Origin of the sequence: Hydrophilobacter chitinilyticus, from assembly GCF_049860745.1 — a bacterium.
GTDB lineage: Bacteria > Pseudomonadota > Gammaproteobacteria > Burkholderiales > Burkholderiaceae_C > Rhodoferax_B.
This window is the reverse complement of the sequence record NZ_CP187561.1, coordinates 4,085,131-4,101,392: the sequence shown is the minus strand read 5'-3', so window position 1 is coordinate 4,101,392 and position 16,262 is coordinate 4,085,131. Positions and strand designations below refer to the sequence as shown.

At 61.6% G+C, this 16,262-nt stretch carries 15 protein-coding genes; 9 read left to right on the top strand and 6 right to left on the bottom strand.

What is annotated here, in order from left to right; translation table 11 throughout:
* Nucleotides 1-16: 16 nt before the first annotated feature.
* Nucleotides 17-487 (bottom strand): GNAT family N-acetyltransferase, encoded by a 471-nt coding sequence (locus ACPWMG_RS18195; protein ID WP_483300891.1) that lies wholly within the window; start codon nt 485-487, stop codon nt 17-19.
* Between the two features lie 98 nt (nt 488-585).
* On the opposite strand from ACPWMG_RS18195, the gene queC reads away from it, so the two are divergent.
* The 3 genes from queC (at nt 586) to xdp1 (ending at nt 5,323) form a co-directional block, all read left to right on the top strand.
* Entirely contained in the window at nt 586-1,308 is a 723-nt protein-coding gene (queC, locus tag ACPWMG_RS18190; RefSeq protein ID WP_483300890.1) for a 7-cyano-7-deazaguanine synthase QueC, read from the top strand.
* A gap of 164 nt (nt 1,309-1,472) precedes the next feature.
* Entirely contained in the window at nt 1,473-4,307 is a 2,835-nt protein-coding gene (gene prsT / locus ACPWMG_RS18185) for an XrtA/PEP-CTERM system TPR-repeat protein PrsT (RefSeq protein ID WP_483300889.1), read from the top strand.
* Between the two features lie 206 nt (nt 4,308-4,513).
* The gene (xdp1, locus tag ACPWMG_RS18180; RefSeq protein WP_483300888.1) at nt 4,514-5,323 is read left to right on the top strand and encodes an exosortase-dependent surface protein XDP1; all 810 of its coding nucleotides are present in this window, start codon (nt 4,514-4,516) and stop codon (nt 5,321-5,323) included.
* 89 nt (nt 5,324-5,412) lie between these two features.
* Here xdp1 and ACPWMG_RS18175 read toward each other — a convergent pair whose 3' ends face one another.
* Nucleotides 5,413-6,657, bottom strand: a complete 1,245-nt coding sequence (locus ACPWMG_RS18175; protein ID WP_483300887.1) for a CaiB/BaiF CoA transferase family protein — start codon at nt 6,655-6,657, stop codon at nt 5,413-5,415.
* An 8-nt stretch (nt 6,658-6,665) separates the two neighbouring features.
* The gene (locus tag ACPWMG_RS18170) at nt 6,666-7,859 is read right to left on the bottom strand and encodes an acyl-CoA dehydrogenase (protein ID WP_483300886.1); all 1,194 of its coding nucleotides are present in this window, start codon (nt 7,857-7,859) and stop codon (nt 6,666-6,668) included.
* A gap of 163 nt (nt 7,860-8,022) precedes the next feature.
* On the opposite strand from ACPWMG_RS18170, the gene ACPWMG_RS18165 reads away from it, so the two are divergent.
* Nucleotides 8,023-8,928: a LysR substrate-binding domain-containing protein gene (locus tag ACPWMG_RS18165; RefSeq protein WP_483300885.1), complete on the top strand. Its 906-nt coding sequence runs from the start codon at nt 8,023-8,025 to the stop codon at nt 8,926-8,928.
* 3 nt (nt 8,929-8,931) lie between these two features.
* On the opposite strand, the gene ACPWMG_RS18160 is transcribed toward ACPWMG_RS18165, so the two are convergent.
* A complete protein-coding gene (locus ACPWMG_RS18160) occupies nt 8,932-9,585 on the bottom strand; it encodes a DUF924 family protein (protein ID WP_483300884.1) in 654 nt (217 codons plus the stop codon).
* A gap of 96 nt (nt 9,586-9,681) precedes the next feature.
* On the opposite strand from ACPWMG_RS18160, the gene ACPWMG_RS18155 reads away from it, so the two are divergent.
* The 5 genes from ACPWMG_RS18155 to ACPWMG_RS18135 all read left to right on the top strand — a co-directional run bounded on the left by ACPWMG_RS18155 (nt 9,682) and on the right by ACPWMG_RS18135 (nt 14,697).
* A complete protein-coding gene (locus ACPWMG_RS18155; protein WP_483300883.1) occupies nt 9,682-10,506 on the top strand; it encodes an undecaprenyl-diphosphate phosphatase in 825 nt (274 codons plus the stop codon).
* 187 nt (nt 10,507-10,693) lie between these two features.
* Nucleotides 10,694-12,280: a methyl-accepting chemotaxis protein gene (locus tag ACPWMG_RS18150; protein WP_483300882.1), complete on the top strand. Its 1,587-nt coding sequence runs from the start codon at nt 10,694-10,696 to the stop codon at nt 12,278-12,280.
* Between the two features lie 184 nt (nt 12,281-12,464).
* Nucleotides 12,465-12,992, top strand: a complete 528-nt coding sequence (locus ACPWMG_RS18145) for a 2,4'-dihydroxyacetophenone dioxygenase family protein (protein ID WP_483300881.1) — start codon at nt 12,465-12,467, stop codon at nt 12,990-12,992.
* 112 nt (nt 12,993-13,104) lie between these two features.
* On the top strand, nt 13,105-13,824 hold the full coding sequence (locus tag ACPWMG_RS18140) for an SDR family NAD(P)-dependent oxidoreductase (RefSeq protein WP_483300880.1): 720 nt from the start codon (nt 13,105-13,107) through the stop codon (nt 13,822-13,824).
* Between the two features lie 21 nt (nt 13,825-13,845).
* A complete protein-coding gene (locus ACPWMG_RS18135; RefSeq protein ID WP_483300879.1) occupies nt 13,846-14,697 on the top strand; it encodes an IclR family transcriptional regulator in 852 nt (283 codons plus the stop codon).
* Between the two features lie 15 nt (nt 14,698-14,712).
* Here ACPWMG_RS18135 and ACPWMG_RS18130 read toward each other — a convergent pair whose 3' ends face one another.
* Nucleotides 14,713-16,056, bottom strand: coding sequence for an Nramp family divalent metal transporter (locus tag ACPWMG_RS18130; protein WP_483300878.1), 1,344 nt, complete (start codon nt 16,054-16,056; stop codon nt 14,713-14,715).
* Nucleotides 16,053-16,262: a hypothetical protein gene (locus ACPWMG_RS18125; protein ID WP_483300877.1), complete on the bottom strand. Its 210-nt coding sequence runs from the start codon at nt 16,260-16,262 to the stop codon at nt 16,053-16,055. Before ACPWMG_RS18125 ends, ACPWMG_RS18130 begins: the two co-directional genes overlap by 4 nt.

Here is a 16,262-nt window from a genome sequence, read left to right as displayed (position 1 = left end):
GCGGGGTGGGCCTGCGCTACAACGCCAGATCGTAGGCCTGGAAGCGGGTGTTGGCGACCCAGCCTTGCCCTTCATACAAAGCCTGCGCGCGTTTGTTTAACACCCCGGTGCTGAGTGACAGCCGCTTGGCACCCTGCGCGCGCCCGTAGGCAATGGCGGCCTGCAACAGCTTGGCACCCACCTTGTGCCCGCGCGCCAGCGGCGCGACGTACAGGTCGTTGACGATGAAAATACGCGCCGCCAGGATGGATGAAAAACTGGGGTAGAGCTGTGTGAACCCAATCGCTTTTTGGGTGGTTTCGTCGCGTGCCATGAAGATCACGGACTCTTTGTTGTGCAGGCGCTCCAGCAAGAATTCGCGGGCGACATACAGGTCGCTGGGCTGGCCGTAGAACTGCCGGTAGCCGTCAAACATGGGGGTCAGCGCCGCGAGGTCGTCGACACTGGCGTGGCTGATGTGAACGTTGGTGGGGGCGGGGGTGGTCAAGGCGTTCTCCGATGCGTTGACATGTTAGCGCGCTGGCCGAGTGCGCTTTTCAATGTTGTCTTTGTCACCGGACTTTCAAACGAGCGAAAATCCGGTCCATGCATACCCGCGCGCTCGTCCTATTCTCTGGTGGCCAAGATTCGACCACTTGCCTCGCCTTGGCCCTGGCCAAATACCAACACGTGGAAACTGTGGCCTTTGACTACGGTCAGCGCCACGTGGTCGAGCTTGACGCTCGTTTGCAGGTGCTGGCGCAAGTACGCGCCCAGTTCCCCGAATGGGCGCCGCGCCTCGGCGAAGACCATTTGCTCGATTTGGCGGTGTTGGGGCAGGTGAGTGAGACCTCGCTGACGCGCGACATGGAATTCAAAATGGCCGACAGCGGTTTGCCCAACACCTTTGTGCCGGGCCGCAACCTGCTGTTTTTGACCTTGGCCGCGTCGCTGGCCTACCGGCGTGGGCTGGAGGTGATCGTCACCGGCGTGTGTGAAACCGATTTTTCGGGCTACCCCGACTGCCGCGACGACACCATGAAAGCCATGCAGTTGGCGCTTTCACTGGGAATGGACAAACGCTTCCTGATCGAAACCCCGCTGATGTGGATCGACAAGGCGCAAACCTGGGAGCTTGCGCGCTCCCTGGGCGGCGAGACTTTGGTGGATCTGGTCGTCGAGCACACCCACACTTGCTACCAAGGCGACCGCAGCCAACGTCACGCCTGGGGTTATGGCTGCGCCAAATGCCCGGCTTGTGAGCTGCGCGCGCGCGGCTACGAACGTTACATTTCGGGTCACGCCGAGCCGCTGATCAACGTCTGGTAGGGGTTTCGCTACTGGACGGCTCGTGAACTAGTGCACAGAAGCCCACATAGATCGCTCTTCTCAGAGGCTGATCCACCTCGGGAGGGGGTCAACCTGGGTACAAAGTTCGCAGCCGATTGTTACCATTGTCATCATTTGGTTTCATTCGGAGACAAGGCTTGTTCATGTGGAGTTTTCAGCGTCCTCTGAGGATTGGCCGTTTGGCTGCGGCCGTGTTGCTGGCCTGTCAGGCCGCCTCGGTGATGGCGGTGACCGACAGCAAAGCCTCGCGTTTTTACGAAGATGCGCTCACCCGCTATGAGCAGCGAGACATGCCGGGCGCCATCATTCAGTTGAAAAACGCCCTGCAGATCGACCGCACCATGCTGCCCGTACAGGTACTGCTGGGGCGTGCGCTCCTGGCCAATGGCGAAGTGGTGGCCTCCGAAGTGGCGTTGACCGAGGCGTTGCGCCTGGGCGTGAACCGCGCCGAAGTGGTAGTGCCGCTGGCCCAAGCCTTTGTGGCCCAGGGCAAGCAGCAGCAGGTGCTGGACCAGACCCAATTCAACCCTTCAGGCTTGCCAACCGGCGTGCAAGTGCAGATGTTGTTGTTGCGTGCCACGGCCTCTTCTGATCTGGGTGATACCCGGGGAGCCCTGCGCCTGGTGGACGAGGCCCGTGCCATCGACCCGCGCTCGCCAGAGCCGTGGATGACCGAAGCGCCCATTCGCATTCGTGAGCGCAAGTTCAAAGAGGCCAATGAAGCCGTGGACCGCGCGCTCAGCTTGTCGCCTGGCTCGGCAGAGGCGCAGTACCAGCGCGGCTCGGTGTTACACGTGCAGGGTGACCTGGCGGGCGCCATGGCGGCCTACAGTGCCACGCTGAAAGCCGATCCGAAACACATTGAGGCGCGCGTGGCGCGGGCCGGCTTGCTGCTTGACGCTGGCAAGACCACGGAGGCGCTGGCCGATTTGGACGAGGTGCAGCGACTGTCGCCTTCTGAACCACGGGTGGCATACCTCAAGGCTTTGCTGGCCGAGCGCACTGGCGATGTCAAAACCGCCACAGCCGAGTTGCGCCGGGTCACGGCTTTTCTGGACCCCGTGCCGCTGGACTTTGTGCGCTATCGCCCACAGTTGCTGATGCTCAACGGTCTGGCCCATTACGGCCTGAACGAGCTGGAAAAAGCCAAGCCTTATCTTGAGTCCTTTCAAAAGGCACAAGGCACCACGCCGGTAACCAAGTTGCTGGCGCAGATCTACATCAAAGACGGTGACGTCGTGCGCGCCACCGAGGTGCTCGAAGGTTATGTGCGTGCTCAGCCGGCCGACAGCCAGGCGTTGACCATGCTGGCATCTGCCCATATGGCGCAAGGCCACAACGCCAAGGCCACGTCGTTGATGCAGGATGCATTGGCCAAAGGTGATCAGCCTGCGCTGCGCACGGTACTGGGCATGAGCATGCTGGGCAGCGGTCGCGTGCAGGATGGTGTCGAGCAACTGGAAATCGCTTACCGCAAAGACCCGGATCAAATCGCCGCTGGGGCCGCTTTGGTCGGTTCATATCTGCGCACCGGCCAGGTGGCCAAGGCCGTATCTGTGGCCGAGGCGCTGGTGAAGCGCCAACCCGGCAGCGCTGCTCTGCAAAACCTGCTGGGCGTGGCGCAAGCCCAAAAAGGTAGTCAGGCGGCTGCACGCGCGGCCTTTGAAGCGGCCGCAAAGCTTGATCCCGGCTTTATGGCGCCGCAGCTGCGATTGGCTCGGCTGGACATCAACACCAAGAATTTCGACGCGGCGGCGACCCGCTTGAACAACTTGCTCAAAGCGAACGAGCGCGACGTCGACGTCATGATGGAACTGGCCTATCTGGCTGACCGGCGTGGTCAAGCCGATGAAACCGTGCGCTGGTTTGACAAGGCCAATGCGGTGTCTGGTCAGCGTGAGTTGCGTCCCGCGCTGGCTTTGATTCAACTGCATTTGCGTTATGGACGCGCGCCGCAGGCGCTGGAAGTAGCCAAGGTGCTTTCTGGCAAAGCGCCCGATGACATTCCCGTGCTGCTGGCCTATGCCCGCGCGCAACTCGCCAATGGCGACGCCGGCGGCACGCGCGCGGTCTTGAGTTCGGCAACCCGCTTGGCTGACTTCAATGCGCCGCTGCAAACCGAAATTGCGCTGCTGCAGCTCGCGGCCGGCAATGTGTCGGGCGCGAGTTACTGCCTCGACAAGGCCTTGAGCAGCGAACCGAATTTTCTGCCGGCGATGGCCATGCGCGCCGAGGTCTATGTGCGCCAGGACGACTTGGCCAAGGCAGAGACCACCGCCAAGCAAATTCTGGTGCAGGCCCCGAAGCGTGCTGTGGGCTATAGCCTGCAAGGTGACATTGCGATGGCGCGCGGCCAGACGGCTGCGGCAACCGACAGCTACCGCCGGGCCCATCAGATGGAGCCTTCGAGCGACACCGTGCTGCGCTTGTTTGGCGCCATGATGGGGGTGGACAGCGGCAAGCCTGCGCTGCAACTGCTCGACCAGTGGATCAAGGCCAACCCCACCGACAAGCGCGTGCGCGGCGTATTGGCCGATACCTATGCCCGCATGGGCAACTTTGCGCAGGCACGCATTGCCTACGAAGCCATTCTTGTCGACAACCCTGACGATTTCGCCACGTTGAACAATCTGGCCAACGTGCTCATGCGCTTGAAAGACCCAGGCGCTGTGCGGGCGGCCGAAAAAGCCCTGGCCCTACAGCCAGGTAACCCCAACGTGCTCGACACACTGGGATGGGCGTTGTTCCAGGCGGCGCAAGGCGGCACCTCGGCGCAGACTGACCGGGCCCTGCAACTGCTGCGCGATGCACGGCTGCGTGCACCGTCCAACCCCAACATCCGATACCACTTGGCCGTGGTACTGGCGCAGACGGGTCGCAAGGGGGAAGCGCGTACAGAGGTCGAAGCGGCTTTGGCCACGGGGGGAGAGTGGCAATACACCGCCGAGGCCGAGAGTTTGTTGAAAACGTTGCGTTGAATTGGTTGAACTAGATTTGCGCAAATGCCCTTTTTGAATGGCTCTTAAATGTGTCGATTAAATTTACATAAACATACATTTTTGAGCTTAAAAGTGATCTAGTGCATTGAATTTATTGAGTTTTGTGATGGTGGCACGATTTTGGCTTGTTTCTTTTTGAATCATTTTGTTGGCGCGCCGTTGCAGCCAGAACAAAGGGACACATTATGAAAAACAACTTCCCCCGCTGGGCTACCCAATTGACCTTGCTGAGCGCATGCGCTGCGTTCGCTCCGGCTGCTTTTGCCGATTCGACCTGGTCTTTTAGTTCGTCGACTTGCTCGCAAGCTGCGGCCAACTCCGGCAACTATGGCAACACCTACAACTGCGTGGCCGGCGATTCCAAATCGGTGGCGCTGACCGCGTGGTCTACCTCTGGTTCGGGTTCGACCTACGCCACGGCCAATCTGGCGCTGTACAACGGTTATGGCTTCGGCGTGCGTAACCAGACGGAAACCCTGGGTGTGACGTCTCCTGACCACTCCATGGACAACAACGGCCAGACCGACCTGATCGCTCTGAACTTTGGGAGTGCCAAGGCTGACTTGTCTTCGCTGACCATCGGTTGGAAGTCGACCGACTCTGACATCAGCCTGCTGTACTACACCGGTTCGGGTACACCAGATTTCACCACTCAGTTGCAAGGTTTGACGATTGCTCAACTGCTGACCAAGGGCTGGTCTTTGGTGAGCAACTATGCAAACCTCGCCGTCGGCACGGCCAAGACCGTGAACAGCAGCGACTACAGCTCCAGCTGGTGGCTGGTCAGCGCCTACAACTCCGGTTACGGCGGCGCTGCTATGGGTACGACCGACTACGTCAAGCTGCTGGGCGTGGCTGCGGCCTTGACCACGCCTCCACCACCTTCCTCCAAGGTGCCTGAGCCAAGCACGTTGGCTTTGTTGGGCTTGGCTTTCTGTGCTGCTGTAGGCGTGAACCGCCGCAAGACCAGCAAGTCCCTGCTGGCCGCTGCTTAACGCAAGTTAAGCGGACTCAAAAAAGCGACCCTCGGGTCGCTTTTTTATTGGCAATCGCTGGCGCTTTCCAAGCTGGTGGAAGGCTTGGTTTAAAGCACCTTGGCGGCGCGCAGCGCCTCGATGTCGGCGGCACTCAATCCCATGGCCTGCAGCACTTCATCGGTGTGTTGTCCCAGCGCGGGCGGTGCATGGCGCAGCACCACCGGCGTTTCGCTCAGCCGTAGCGGGCTGGCCACGCTGGCAATGCTGGCGATGCCGTCGCCGGCTTCGCGCGGCAACTCCACGCGCAGGCCGCGGGCCTGCACCTGCGGGTCGTCAAAGGCCTGGCGCAGGTTGTTGATCGGGCCGCAGGGCACGGCTTTGTCTTCAAACAACGCCACCCACTCGGCCGTGCTGCGTGTGCGCGTCACGGCTTCCATCGCCGGGATCAGCACCTCGCGGTGCTTCACACGCAGCGTGTTGGTGGCAAAGCGCGGATCGGCCGCCCACTCGGGCTGGCCCACGGCCTCGCAAAAGCGCGCAAACTGGCCGTCGTTGCCGATGGCCAGCAGCATGGCGCCGTCGGCCGTAGGGAAGTCCTGGTAGGGCGCCAGGCTGGGATGGCTGTTGCCCTGGCGCACCGGCACGCCGCCGGTATTCAAGAAGCCCGCCGCCTGGTTGGCCAAAATAGCCATGCCCACGTCGAGCAGCGCCATGTCGATGTGCTGGCCCACACCCGTGCGGTGGCGCACCTGCAAGGCCGCGAGGATGGCGCTGGAGGCGTACACGCCGGTGAAGATGTCGATCAGCGCCACACCCACACGCACGCCGCCACCGCCGGGTTCACCATCGGCGCGGCCGGTGATGCTCATCAGCCCGCTCGAGGCCTGGATCAGCAGGTCGTAACCCGCGCGTTCGGCATACGGGCCGTCCTGACCAAAGCCCGTCACCGAGCAATAGATCAGCTTGGGGTTGACCGCGCGCAGGCTCTCGTAGTCCAGGCCGTATTGCTTCAGGCCACCGACCTTGAAGTTCTCCACTACGATGTCGCTTTGCGCCGCCATCTGGCGCAACAGGGCTTGGCCTTCGGGCTTGGCCATGTCGATGGTGACCGAGCGCTTGTTGCGGTTGCAGGCAGTGAAGTAGGTGGCCTGGTCGGTGTCATGGCCCTCGGCGTCCTTCAGGAAGGGCGGGCCCCAATGGCGCGTGTCGTCGCCGCTGACGGGGCGTTCGATCTTCACCACGTCGGCGCCTAGGTCGGCCAGGATTTGTGTGCACCACGGACCGGCCAGCACGCGCGAAAGGTCGAGGACCTTGAGCCCCGTGAGCGCGGCTTCTTTGGGTGTGCTCGTCATGGCGTCGCTCAGTTAAAAGCCGCTATTCCGGTGATGGCGCGGCCAAGGATGAGCGCGTGCACGTCGTGCGTGCCTTCATACGTGTTCACCACTTCCAGGTTCACCAAATGGCGTGCCACACCAAACTCGTCGCTGATACCGTTGCCGCCCATCATGTCGCGGGCCATGCGGGCGATGTCCAGCGACTTGCCGCAGTTGTTGCGCTTCATGATCGAGGTGATCTCGACGGCGGCCGTGCCTTCGTCCTTCATGCGGCCCAGGCGCAGGCTGCCTTGCAGGCCGAGGGTGATTTCGGTTTGCATGTCGGCCAGTTTCTTTTGGATGAGCTGGTTGGCGGCCAGGGGGCGGCCAAACTGTTTGCGGTCCAGCACGTATTGGCGGGCACGGTGCCAGCAGTCTTCGGCCGCGCCAATGGCGCCCCAGCTGATGCCGTAGCGTGCGCTGTTCAGGCAGGTGAATGGGCCCTTCAGGCCTTGCACTTCTGGGAAGGCGTTTTCTTCTGGCACAAACACGTCGTCCATGACGATCTCGCCGGTGATGGACGCGCGCAGGCCCACCTTGCCGTGGATGGCGGGGGCGGTCAGGCCCTTCATGCCTTTTTCCAGCACAAAGCCGCGGATCGGGCCGACGGCGCCGCTCTCGCTCACTTCCTTGGCCCAGACCACAAACACATCGGCGATGGGGCTGTTGGTGATCCACATCTTGTTGCCCTTGAGCTTGTAGCCGCTGGCGGTTTTGATGGCGCGCGTGGCCATGCTGCCGGGGTCGGACCCGTGGTCGGGTTCGGTCAAACCGAAGCAGCCGATCCATTCGCCGCTGGCGAGCTTGGGCAGGTATTTTTGCTTTTGCGCTTCGGTGCCAAATTCAAAAATCGGCACCATCACCAGCGAGCTTTGCACGCTGGCCATGGAGCGGTAGCCAGAGTCCACACGCTCCACTTCGCGTGCGATCAAACCGTAGGCCACGTAGTTCAGTCCAGGGCCGCCATATTGTTCGGGGATGGTGGGGCCCAAGAGGCCAACTTCGCCCATCTCGCGGAAGATGCTGACATCGGTGGTTTCATTGCGAAAGGCGTTGAGAACGCGCGGCGCCAGGCGGCCTTGGCAGTAGGCGTTGGCGGCGTCGCGCACCATGCGTTCGTCGTCGGTGAGCTGTTGGTCCAGCAGAAACGGGTCTTCCCAGTTGAATTTTGCGTTGGCCATGGTGTTGTGCTCCTCGAAATAGAGTGGGGAAAAAGTTGCCGCGACTTTATGCCGCTAGCAGGCACTCGGCAAGCGAGAGTTTTTCACCAAGGTATGAGTGTTTTGCATTTCATGGGGCTGAATTTGGGCAAAATCAGCGCCATAACTTTCTTTTGGGCATATTTTGAAGCGCAAGATCCCATCGACCCAGGCCTTGCTGTGTTTTGAATCGGCCGCGCGCCACGAGAGCTACACCCGTGCCGCGCAAGAGCTGGCGCTGACGCAGGGCGCGGTGTCGCGCCAGATCGCCGCGCTCGAAGAATTCTTGGGCGTGGTGTTGTTTCGCCGCACGCGGCACGGCGTGGCGCTGACCGAAAGCGGGCTCGACTACGCGCGCCAGGTGGGCGGCCGTTTGGATGCGCTGGAGCTGGACACCTTGAACGTGATGGCACGCCAAGGCGCCGGCGGCACGCTGGCACTGGCGGCCGTGGCCACGTTTGCCACACGTTGGTTGATTCCGCGCCTGGCCGACTTGTCGGCGCTGCATCCTGATCTGATGCTGCACATTGAGACGCGTACGCGTCCCTTCTTGTTTGCCGACAACCTGTTCGACGCCGCACTCTACGCCGGCACGGCCGAGCAAGTGGCCAACTGGCCGGGCACACGCGCCGTGCGCTTGCTCGATGAAGAAGTTGTACCCGTGTGCAGCCCGCGCTGGCTGCCCGGCGGCAAGCCCTTGTCACCCCAAGCCATTGCTTTGCTGCCGCTGTTGCAGCAAAGCACCCGGCCCGATGGCTGGCGCCAGTGGTTTGATGCTGAAGGCGTGGTGGCGCACCAGCCGCTGAGTGGCGCGCGCTTCGAGTTGTTTTCCATGACGGCCAGTGCAGCCGCCCACGGCCTGGGCATTGCCCTGGTGCCGCGCATCTTGATTGAAGACGAGCTGCGCCGTGGCGACCTGGTGGTGGCGTGTGACCGGCCGTTGCGCGGCCAGCGCGGCTACTACCTGGTGGTGCCGGTGCAGCCCGAGGTGCGGCCTGCGCTGGCGGTGTTTGAAGATTGGCTGGTGGGGCAGGCGCGCTTAAATACCTGAGGTTTACTGCCCGAAGCGCGGCCCGTTCTTCAGAAATTCAACTTCTTCCGGCGTGGACGTGCGCCCCATGACCGCATTGCGGTGCGGAAAGCGGCCAAACCGCGCCACGATGTCGCGGTGTTCTTTGGCCGATGCGACCGAGCGCTCCACACGCGCCTGTAGGCTCGATGGCACCCGAGCCGCCAGCGCTTCAAAGTAGGCCACGCTTTGGGTCTGCAGGTCCGTATCTTCGGCGTGCATCAGCGGCATGCCCCAAAACAACTGGCCGGCGAGCGGCATGGCGTGCAGCGTTTCTGGGTCTTGCGCCAAAGTTGTCAACACCAAGGCCTGGGCACGGGTATCGCCGGTGAAGGCTTTGGGTTGGCCGCGAAACACGTTGCGTGTGAACTGGTCGAGCAGCAGCACCAACGCCAGGCGCGGGAGCGGCTTCACTTCCCAGCAGGGCAGCTCGCCGCTGATGGCTTGCTGCACCAGAGGACCGAAGCGCGTGGTGATTTCGGCGTCCACCTCGGGGCCGCCTTGGAACCAGCTTTTCTGCAGCGCTTCGTTGCTGGGCCAGCCGGTGGGCTGGTCGAGTGCGTCGCCCAGCCAGTAACGCAGGATCTGGCTCACGCCGGTGGTTTCAGTTTGCTGTGCAGTGGATTCAAGAAAAGTCATGGGGTGCGCTGTAAACGAGCTGTAAACAAGTATGGATGGGCTGTACTAGGTACAAACCCGCCGGTCATAATGCCAGCACTCAACCAGGGAGCGTGTGTGGATATCGTATTGCTGACCAAAGCGGCCATCATGGGCATTGTGGAAGGGCTCACCGAGTTTCTTCCGATTTCATCTACGGGGCATTTGATTCTGGCCGGCGCTTTGCTGGGGCTGGACGACGACAAGGCCAAAGTGTTTGACATTGCCATCCAGACCGGCGCCATTCTGGCGGTCATCATGGTTTATTGGCAAAAGATCAAAACAACTGTGTTGGCTTTGCCCACGCAGCGCTCGGCACAACAGTTGGCGTTGAACGTCTTCGTCGGCTTTCTGCCGGCTGTGGTGCTAGGTCTGTTGTTTGGCAAGGTCATCAAGGCGCACCTGTTCACCCCTATCGTGGTGGCCAGCACCTTCATCATCGGTGGCTTCATCATTCTGTGGGCCGAGCGTCGGCCCGCCACATCGGTGCGCGTGCACAGCGTGGACGACATGACCACGCTCGACGCACTGAAGGTCGGCTTGGTGCAATGCTTTGCCATGATTCCCGGCACCAGCCGCAGCGGCTCCACCATCATCGGTGGCATGTTGCTAGGCCTGTCACGCCAGACTGCCACCGACTTTTCGTTCTTCCTGGCCATTCCTACACTCATCGGTGCGGGCGTCTACAGCCTGTACAAAGAGCGCGCGTTGTTGTCGATGGCAGATGCGCCGATGTTCGCCGTGGGCCTGCTGTTCTCGTTCCTCAGCGCCTGGCTGTGTGTGCGTTGGCTGCTGCGCTACATCTCCAGCCACAACTTCGTGCCCTTCGCTTGGTACCGCATTGTGTTTGGTTTGGTGGTGCTCGGCACGGCCTGGAGTGGGCTGGTGGTGTGGGCTGAATGAACTGGTTTTGACACAACTGAAACAGTGGTCAATGCCCTGACAGAACAGGGTTGAAAGCAGATTGAAACGGGCGACACAAACGGGTTGTGATTGCGTCGCTATTTAGCCGATAACAGCCCTAATAACGCTGGAGTTGGTTGCAATAGAGGTATAGATTCTGAGTGGTCTGCCCTACTTGGAATCTGCGATGAACAACCTCAAAATCTCGACCCGTTTGCTGGCTCTAATCGGTTTGATGTCCCTGCTGCTGGTGGCGGTGGGCGGCATCGGTTTGTACGGCATACGTTCGTCCAATCAAGCGCTGAACTCGGTGTACGTGAACAACGTAATGCCGCTGGAGCAGTTGTCGAACATCAACTATCTGCTCACACGCAACCGCGTGCTGCTGATGGACACCTTGCTCAACCCGGACCCGGCCAATGCGCAGCGGCGTGTGGACGAGATGGTCAAGAATACAGACAAGATTGGCCAGGACTGGAAGGCTTATGCGTCCAGTGAGATGGTGCCCGAGGAGGCGCGCACGGCTAAGGAGTACACAGAGGCTTCGGACGCCTTCATCAAGGACGGCCTAATGGCGGCCGGTCAGGCCATGCGCGCAGGCAAGGCCGACGAGGCGATGCAGATCTACAAGACCAAGGTCTCGCCTGCAGCTCCCAAAGTGACCGAATTGCTTGAGAAGCTGATTCAGCTGCAAGTCGACGTGGCCGCCCAGGAGTACAAGGACGAGTTGGCGCAGTACAGCATCATCGTAACAGTCTCGATCGTGGCTATTGTGGTGGGCGTGATCCTGGCGGTGGGTAGCGGCCTGCTGTTGCTCAGAGGGATTTCGCGTTCGCTGAACGAGGCCATGACTTTGTCGGACGCGGTCGCCGAGGGCGACCTGACCCACCAGGCTGACATTCGCGGCAACGATGAAATTTCGCAGGTGTTGAAAACCTTGTCGGGCATGCAACAGCGCCTAGGGCATATCGTCAGCCGCGTGCGCCAGGGGTCGGATTCTGTGTCCACTGCCAGCGTTGAAATTGCGCAGGGCAACCACGATCTTTCGTCGCGCACCGAAAACCAGGCCAGCGCATTGGAAGAAACGGCGGCCAGCATGGAGCAACTGAGCTCCACCGTGCAGCACAACGCCAGCAACGCCAAGACAGCCGATCAACTGGCCAAGGCTGCTGCCAAAGTGGCCAAAGACGGCGGGGTGGTGGTGCGCGAAGTGGTGAGCACCATGGAGGCCATCAGCGAGTCAAGCCACAAGATTGCCGAGATCATCAGCGTGATCGACGGCATTGCGTTCCAGACCAACATCCTGGCCCTGAATGCCGCCGTAGAGGCCGCGCGTGCGGGCGAGCAGGGGCGTGGCTTTGCCGTGGTGGCGAGCGAGGTGCGTAGCCTGGCCGGGCGCAGCGCCGAAGCGGCCAAACAGATCAAGACGCTGATCGGCGAAAGCACCGACCGCGTGACCCACGGCGGCACCCTTGTGCGCAAAGCGGGCGCCACCATGGACGAGGTGGTGCAGTCCATTCAACGCGTGACCGACATCATGGGCGAGATCAGCGCGGCCAGTTCTGAGCAAAGCCAGGGCGTGGCGCAGGTGGGCGAGGCGGTGACGCAGATCGACCAGGTCACCCAGCAGAACGCCGCACTGGTGGAGCAAATGGCCGCTGCGGCCTCCAGCTTGCGCGGTCAGGCTGATGACCTGGTGCAAACCGTGGCGTTCTTCAAGGTGTCGGCGCGCGATGCGCAAGCGGGCGACGCGCTGTTGCTGGCGGCCCGCTAGACGCGGGTAGCGTTGTTTGCTGTTTTTCAAAGAGGCCCGTTGGGCCTCTTTTGCATGGTGCAAACCTGTGTGCTCTGAGCGATGGCAACGGGAAATCCCTAGCGACGTGGTCGCCATGGTTTTTTATAATTTGTCCATATTATAGAAATATGTCCACAATATGGACGATTTCAGGAGCCCGCCCATGCCAGTCGACCGCCCCGATGCCGAGCCGCTGATGCCCTATCAGTACCCGAATCCGCCGCATGCCTTGCCCGAGATCGTGGTACCGCAGGCCATTCCTACCGACGAGCGCCTGTGGGTGCCGCAGGCCGAAAACGTATGGTTTCGCCCGCTGTGTTTAAACGCCAGCCAGGGCTACTGGATGAACCTGCTGCGTGTGCGCAAGTCCGGTGTGCTGAGCCGACACCGCCATCCGCAGGCGGTGCACGGCTTTGTGTTGAAGGGCCGCTGGCGCTACCTGGAGCACGACTGGGAGGCGGTGGAGGGCAGCTACGTGTTTGAACCGCCAGGCGAAACCCACACGCTCTACGTGCCCGAAGACGTGGAAGAAATGATCACGTACTTTCAGGTCAATGGTGTCATGTACTACACCGACCCCTGGGGCAAAGGCATGGGTTATGAAGACGTTTTCACCAAGATCGACATGTGCCGCAAACACTTTGAAGAAGTGGGTTTGGGCGCGGACTACACCAACCAGTTCATCCGGTGAGTGGCTTAAAAGGCTTAAGAAAAATAGGCCTTTGACGTATATGTCTGTAGCGTAAGCAGCTATCAATTTAGTAGAAGTTAGTTGTAGTCGAATTTCTAATGAGGATGTGTTCATGACGTACCAGGTCGATCTATTCAAAGGCAAGCGCGCATTGGTGGCGGGTGCCACACAAGGCATTGGCGCGGTCATCGCCAACCAATTGGCAGAGATGGGCGCGGAGGTTACTGCTTTGGGACTAGGCCTGGGCGATGGCACGCTGGTGCCCAAGGTCGACGTGCGCCAGGCCGATGTGACCTCTGCCGAAAGCCTGGCCGATGCATTGCAGGGCATTGACCAACTCGACATCGTGTTCAACTGCGCCGGCATCATCCAGCGCGGCGCCGAGCACGACCTTGAAGTGTTTGAGAAGGTGCTGGCCGTCAACCTCACCGGCACCATGCGTGTGTGCACGGCCACGCGCGAGCGGCTCAAGGCCAGGGGCGGCTGCATCGTCAACACCGCTTCGATGCTGAGCTTCTTTGGCGGCGGCCTAGTGCCGGGCTATTCGGCCAGCAAGGGCGGCGTGGCACAGCTCACCAAGTCGTTGGCCATTGCCTATGCGCCTGATGGCATTCGCGTCAACGCCGTGGCACCAGGCTGGATCGACACACCGCTGACCAAGCCGTTGCAAAACGACCCTGCACGTTCCGGCCCCATCTTGGCGCGCACGCCGCTCGGGCGCTGGGGCAAACCAGACGATGTGGCGCGTGCCGCAGTGTTCTTGTGCACCCCCGCAGCGTCCTTCATGACCGGTGTGATCCTGCCGGTGGATGGTGGGTACATGATCACCTGATTTCAAGCGATCATTCCGCACATGCTCAAAAAGTCAGAGTCTTCTTTAAAGCCCGCGCCGGCAGACACCTCGGCCGTGGCCGGTACCGCGGCCTTCGGCAAGTTCATGCAGGTGCTGCAACTGGTGGCCGACGCGACCGAGGCTGTCACCATTGCCAGCCTGGTGCGTGCGACAGGCTTTCCGCGCCCCACGGTGCACCGCATCGTGGCCGGTTTGTTGGCCGAGCGTATGTTGGTGGAAAGCCAGCACGGCAGCACGCTGGCGCTGGGGCCGCGTTTGATCCAACTGGCCAGCCACAGTTGGGGCCGGTCAGAGCTGCGTCTGGCGGCGGTGGATGAACTCAAGCGCCTGCGCGACCTCACTGGCGAGACTGTGCACCTGGCCGTGCCCAATGGCAAAGTAGGGCAGGGCAGCAGCATGGTCTTCATCGAAAAGCTGGAGAGCCCGAGCGCCGTGCGCATGAGCTCCCGCATCGGCACCCACGTGGCCATGCACGCCACCGCCGTGGGCAAGGCGTATTTGGCGGCGCTGGAAGACGATGCGCTGGAGTCGCAGTTGACCGGCTTGTTGCTGCCCAAGTTCACGCCGCACACACTGACCACCATGCCGAAATTTCGCGCCGAGCTACAGCGCACACGTGCACGCGGCTGGTCGGTGGATGATGAAGAGAACGAGCCCGGCATCCACTGCTTTGGCGCGGTGATACGCGGCAGCCAGGGCACACCGCTGGCGGCCATCAGTGTGAGCACTTTGTTGTTCCGCCAGAAGGCGCAACCCGAACAGGCGTACGTGGAGCCGTTGCTTGAAGTGTGCGCGGCGATCTCGCAGAGGCTGGTGCTCACGCCTTCATTGTCGGATGGCGAAATTCTGTAGCGCTTGTGATGGGGCTTAGCCCATCATCAGCCGCTGCAGCATCCATACATTCAACACCACGATCAGCAGCGCAACGCCCCACAGTAGTAGTGTCATCGGCCAGCCAAACGCAAACGCGCCCAGGTGTTTGCGCCGCGTCGTGAACCACAGCAGCGGAAACACCGCAAACGGCAACTGCATGCTCAGGACCACCTGGCTGAACACCAGCAGCGCCCCCGCACCGGCGTTGCCGTACCAGGCCACGGCCAGCATGGCCGGCACGATGGCGATGCAGCGTGTCAACAAAGCGCGCATGGCGGGCGAGAGGCGAATGTCCAGAAAGCCTTCCATCACAATTTGCCCAGCCAGGGTACCGGTGACCGATGCGCTCAGGCCCGAGGCCAGCAGCGCCACACCAAATACCGCGCTCGCAATGCCAATGCCCAAGGTGGGCGACAGCAACGCGTAGGCTTGCGACAACTCGGTGATGGGCTCTTCGTCCGCGCGGTTGAAGGCGCCTGCGGCCACCACCAAAATGGCGCCGTTGACAAACAGCGCCAAGGCCAGCGCAAAGGTGGAGTCGGCCGTGGCAAAGCGAATGGCGGTGCGCGTGCCTTCGGGCGTTTGGCTGTGTTCACGCGTTTGCACAATGGCCGAGTGCAGATACAGGTTGTGCGGCATCACCGTGGCGCCTACGATGCCTACCGCCAGGTACAACATGTCGGGGTTGGTGATGATTTCGCTGCGCGGAATGAAGCCACCCAGGACCGCCGCCAAGGGTGGGTGCAGCCACACCAGTTGCGCCGCAAAGCACAGGCCCACCACACTCACCAGCGCAATGATCACCGCCTCCAGGCTGCGAAAGCCCCGGCTCTGCAGCGCCAGGATCAGCATCACATCCACCACCGTCACCGCCACGCCCAATAGCAGCGGCATGCCAAACAGCAGGTTCAAGCCAATCGCCATGCCCAGCACCTCGGCCAGGTTGCAGGCAATGATCGCCACTTCGCACAGCCCCCATAGCGCCAGGTTGATGGCCGGCGGAAAGTGCTGTCGGCAGGCTTGCGCCAGGTCTTGCCCACCTGCCAGGCCCAAGCGCACGGCCGCGGCCTGCAGCATCATCGCCATGAGGTTCGAGATGAAGATCACCGACAGCAGCGCATAGCCAAACTGTGAGCCCCCGGCAATCGACGTGGCCCAGTTGCCGGGGTCCATGTAACCCACGGCCACCATGTAGCCGGGCCCGGCAAACGCCAGCATGCGTTTGGCTGCACTGCTGGCCCCACCGGCATGTGCAGGGACCGCCACGCTTCGGTGCACTTGTGGCAGGCTGGGGCTGCCCTGGCCCACGCGCCGCATGCCCAGTGTGGCCAGGTTCATGGCGCGGTCTGCTCCAGCACCGCGACCGTCGGGCGCGCGTGTTCAGCACCCAAAGCGCTGAACAGGTCGCTCGCGAGCAAGGTGCCGCCAGACACCACGATCGCCAGGCCGACCATGCGCTTGGCCCACAAGGCGCGGCTGGGTTTGCGCTGGGGTGTTTGACGCCCGCCTTGACCTTGAATCACTGCATTCGCTAAAGAGTCCAT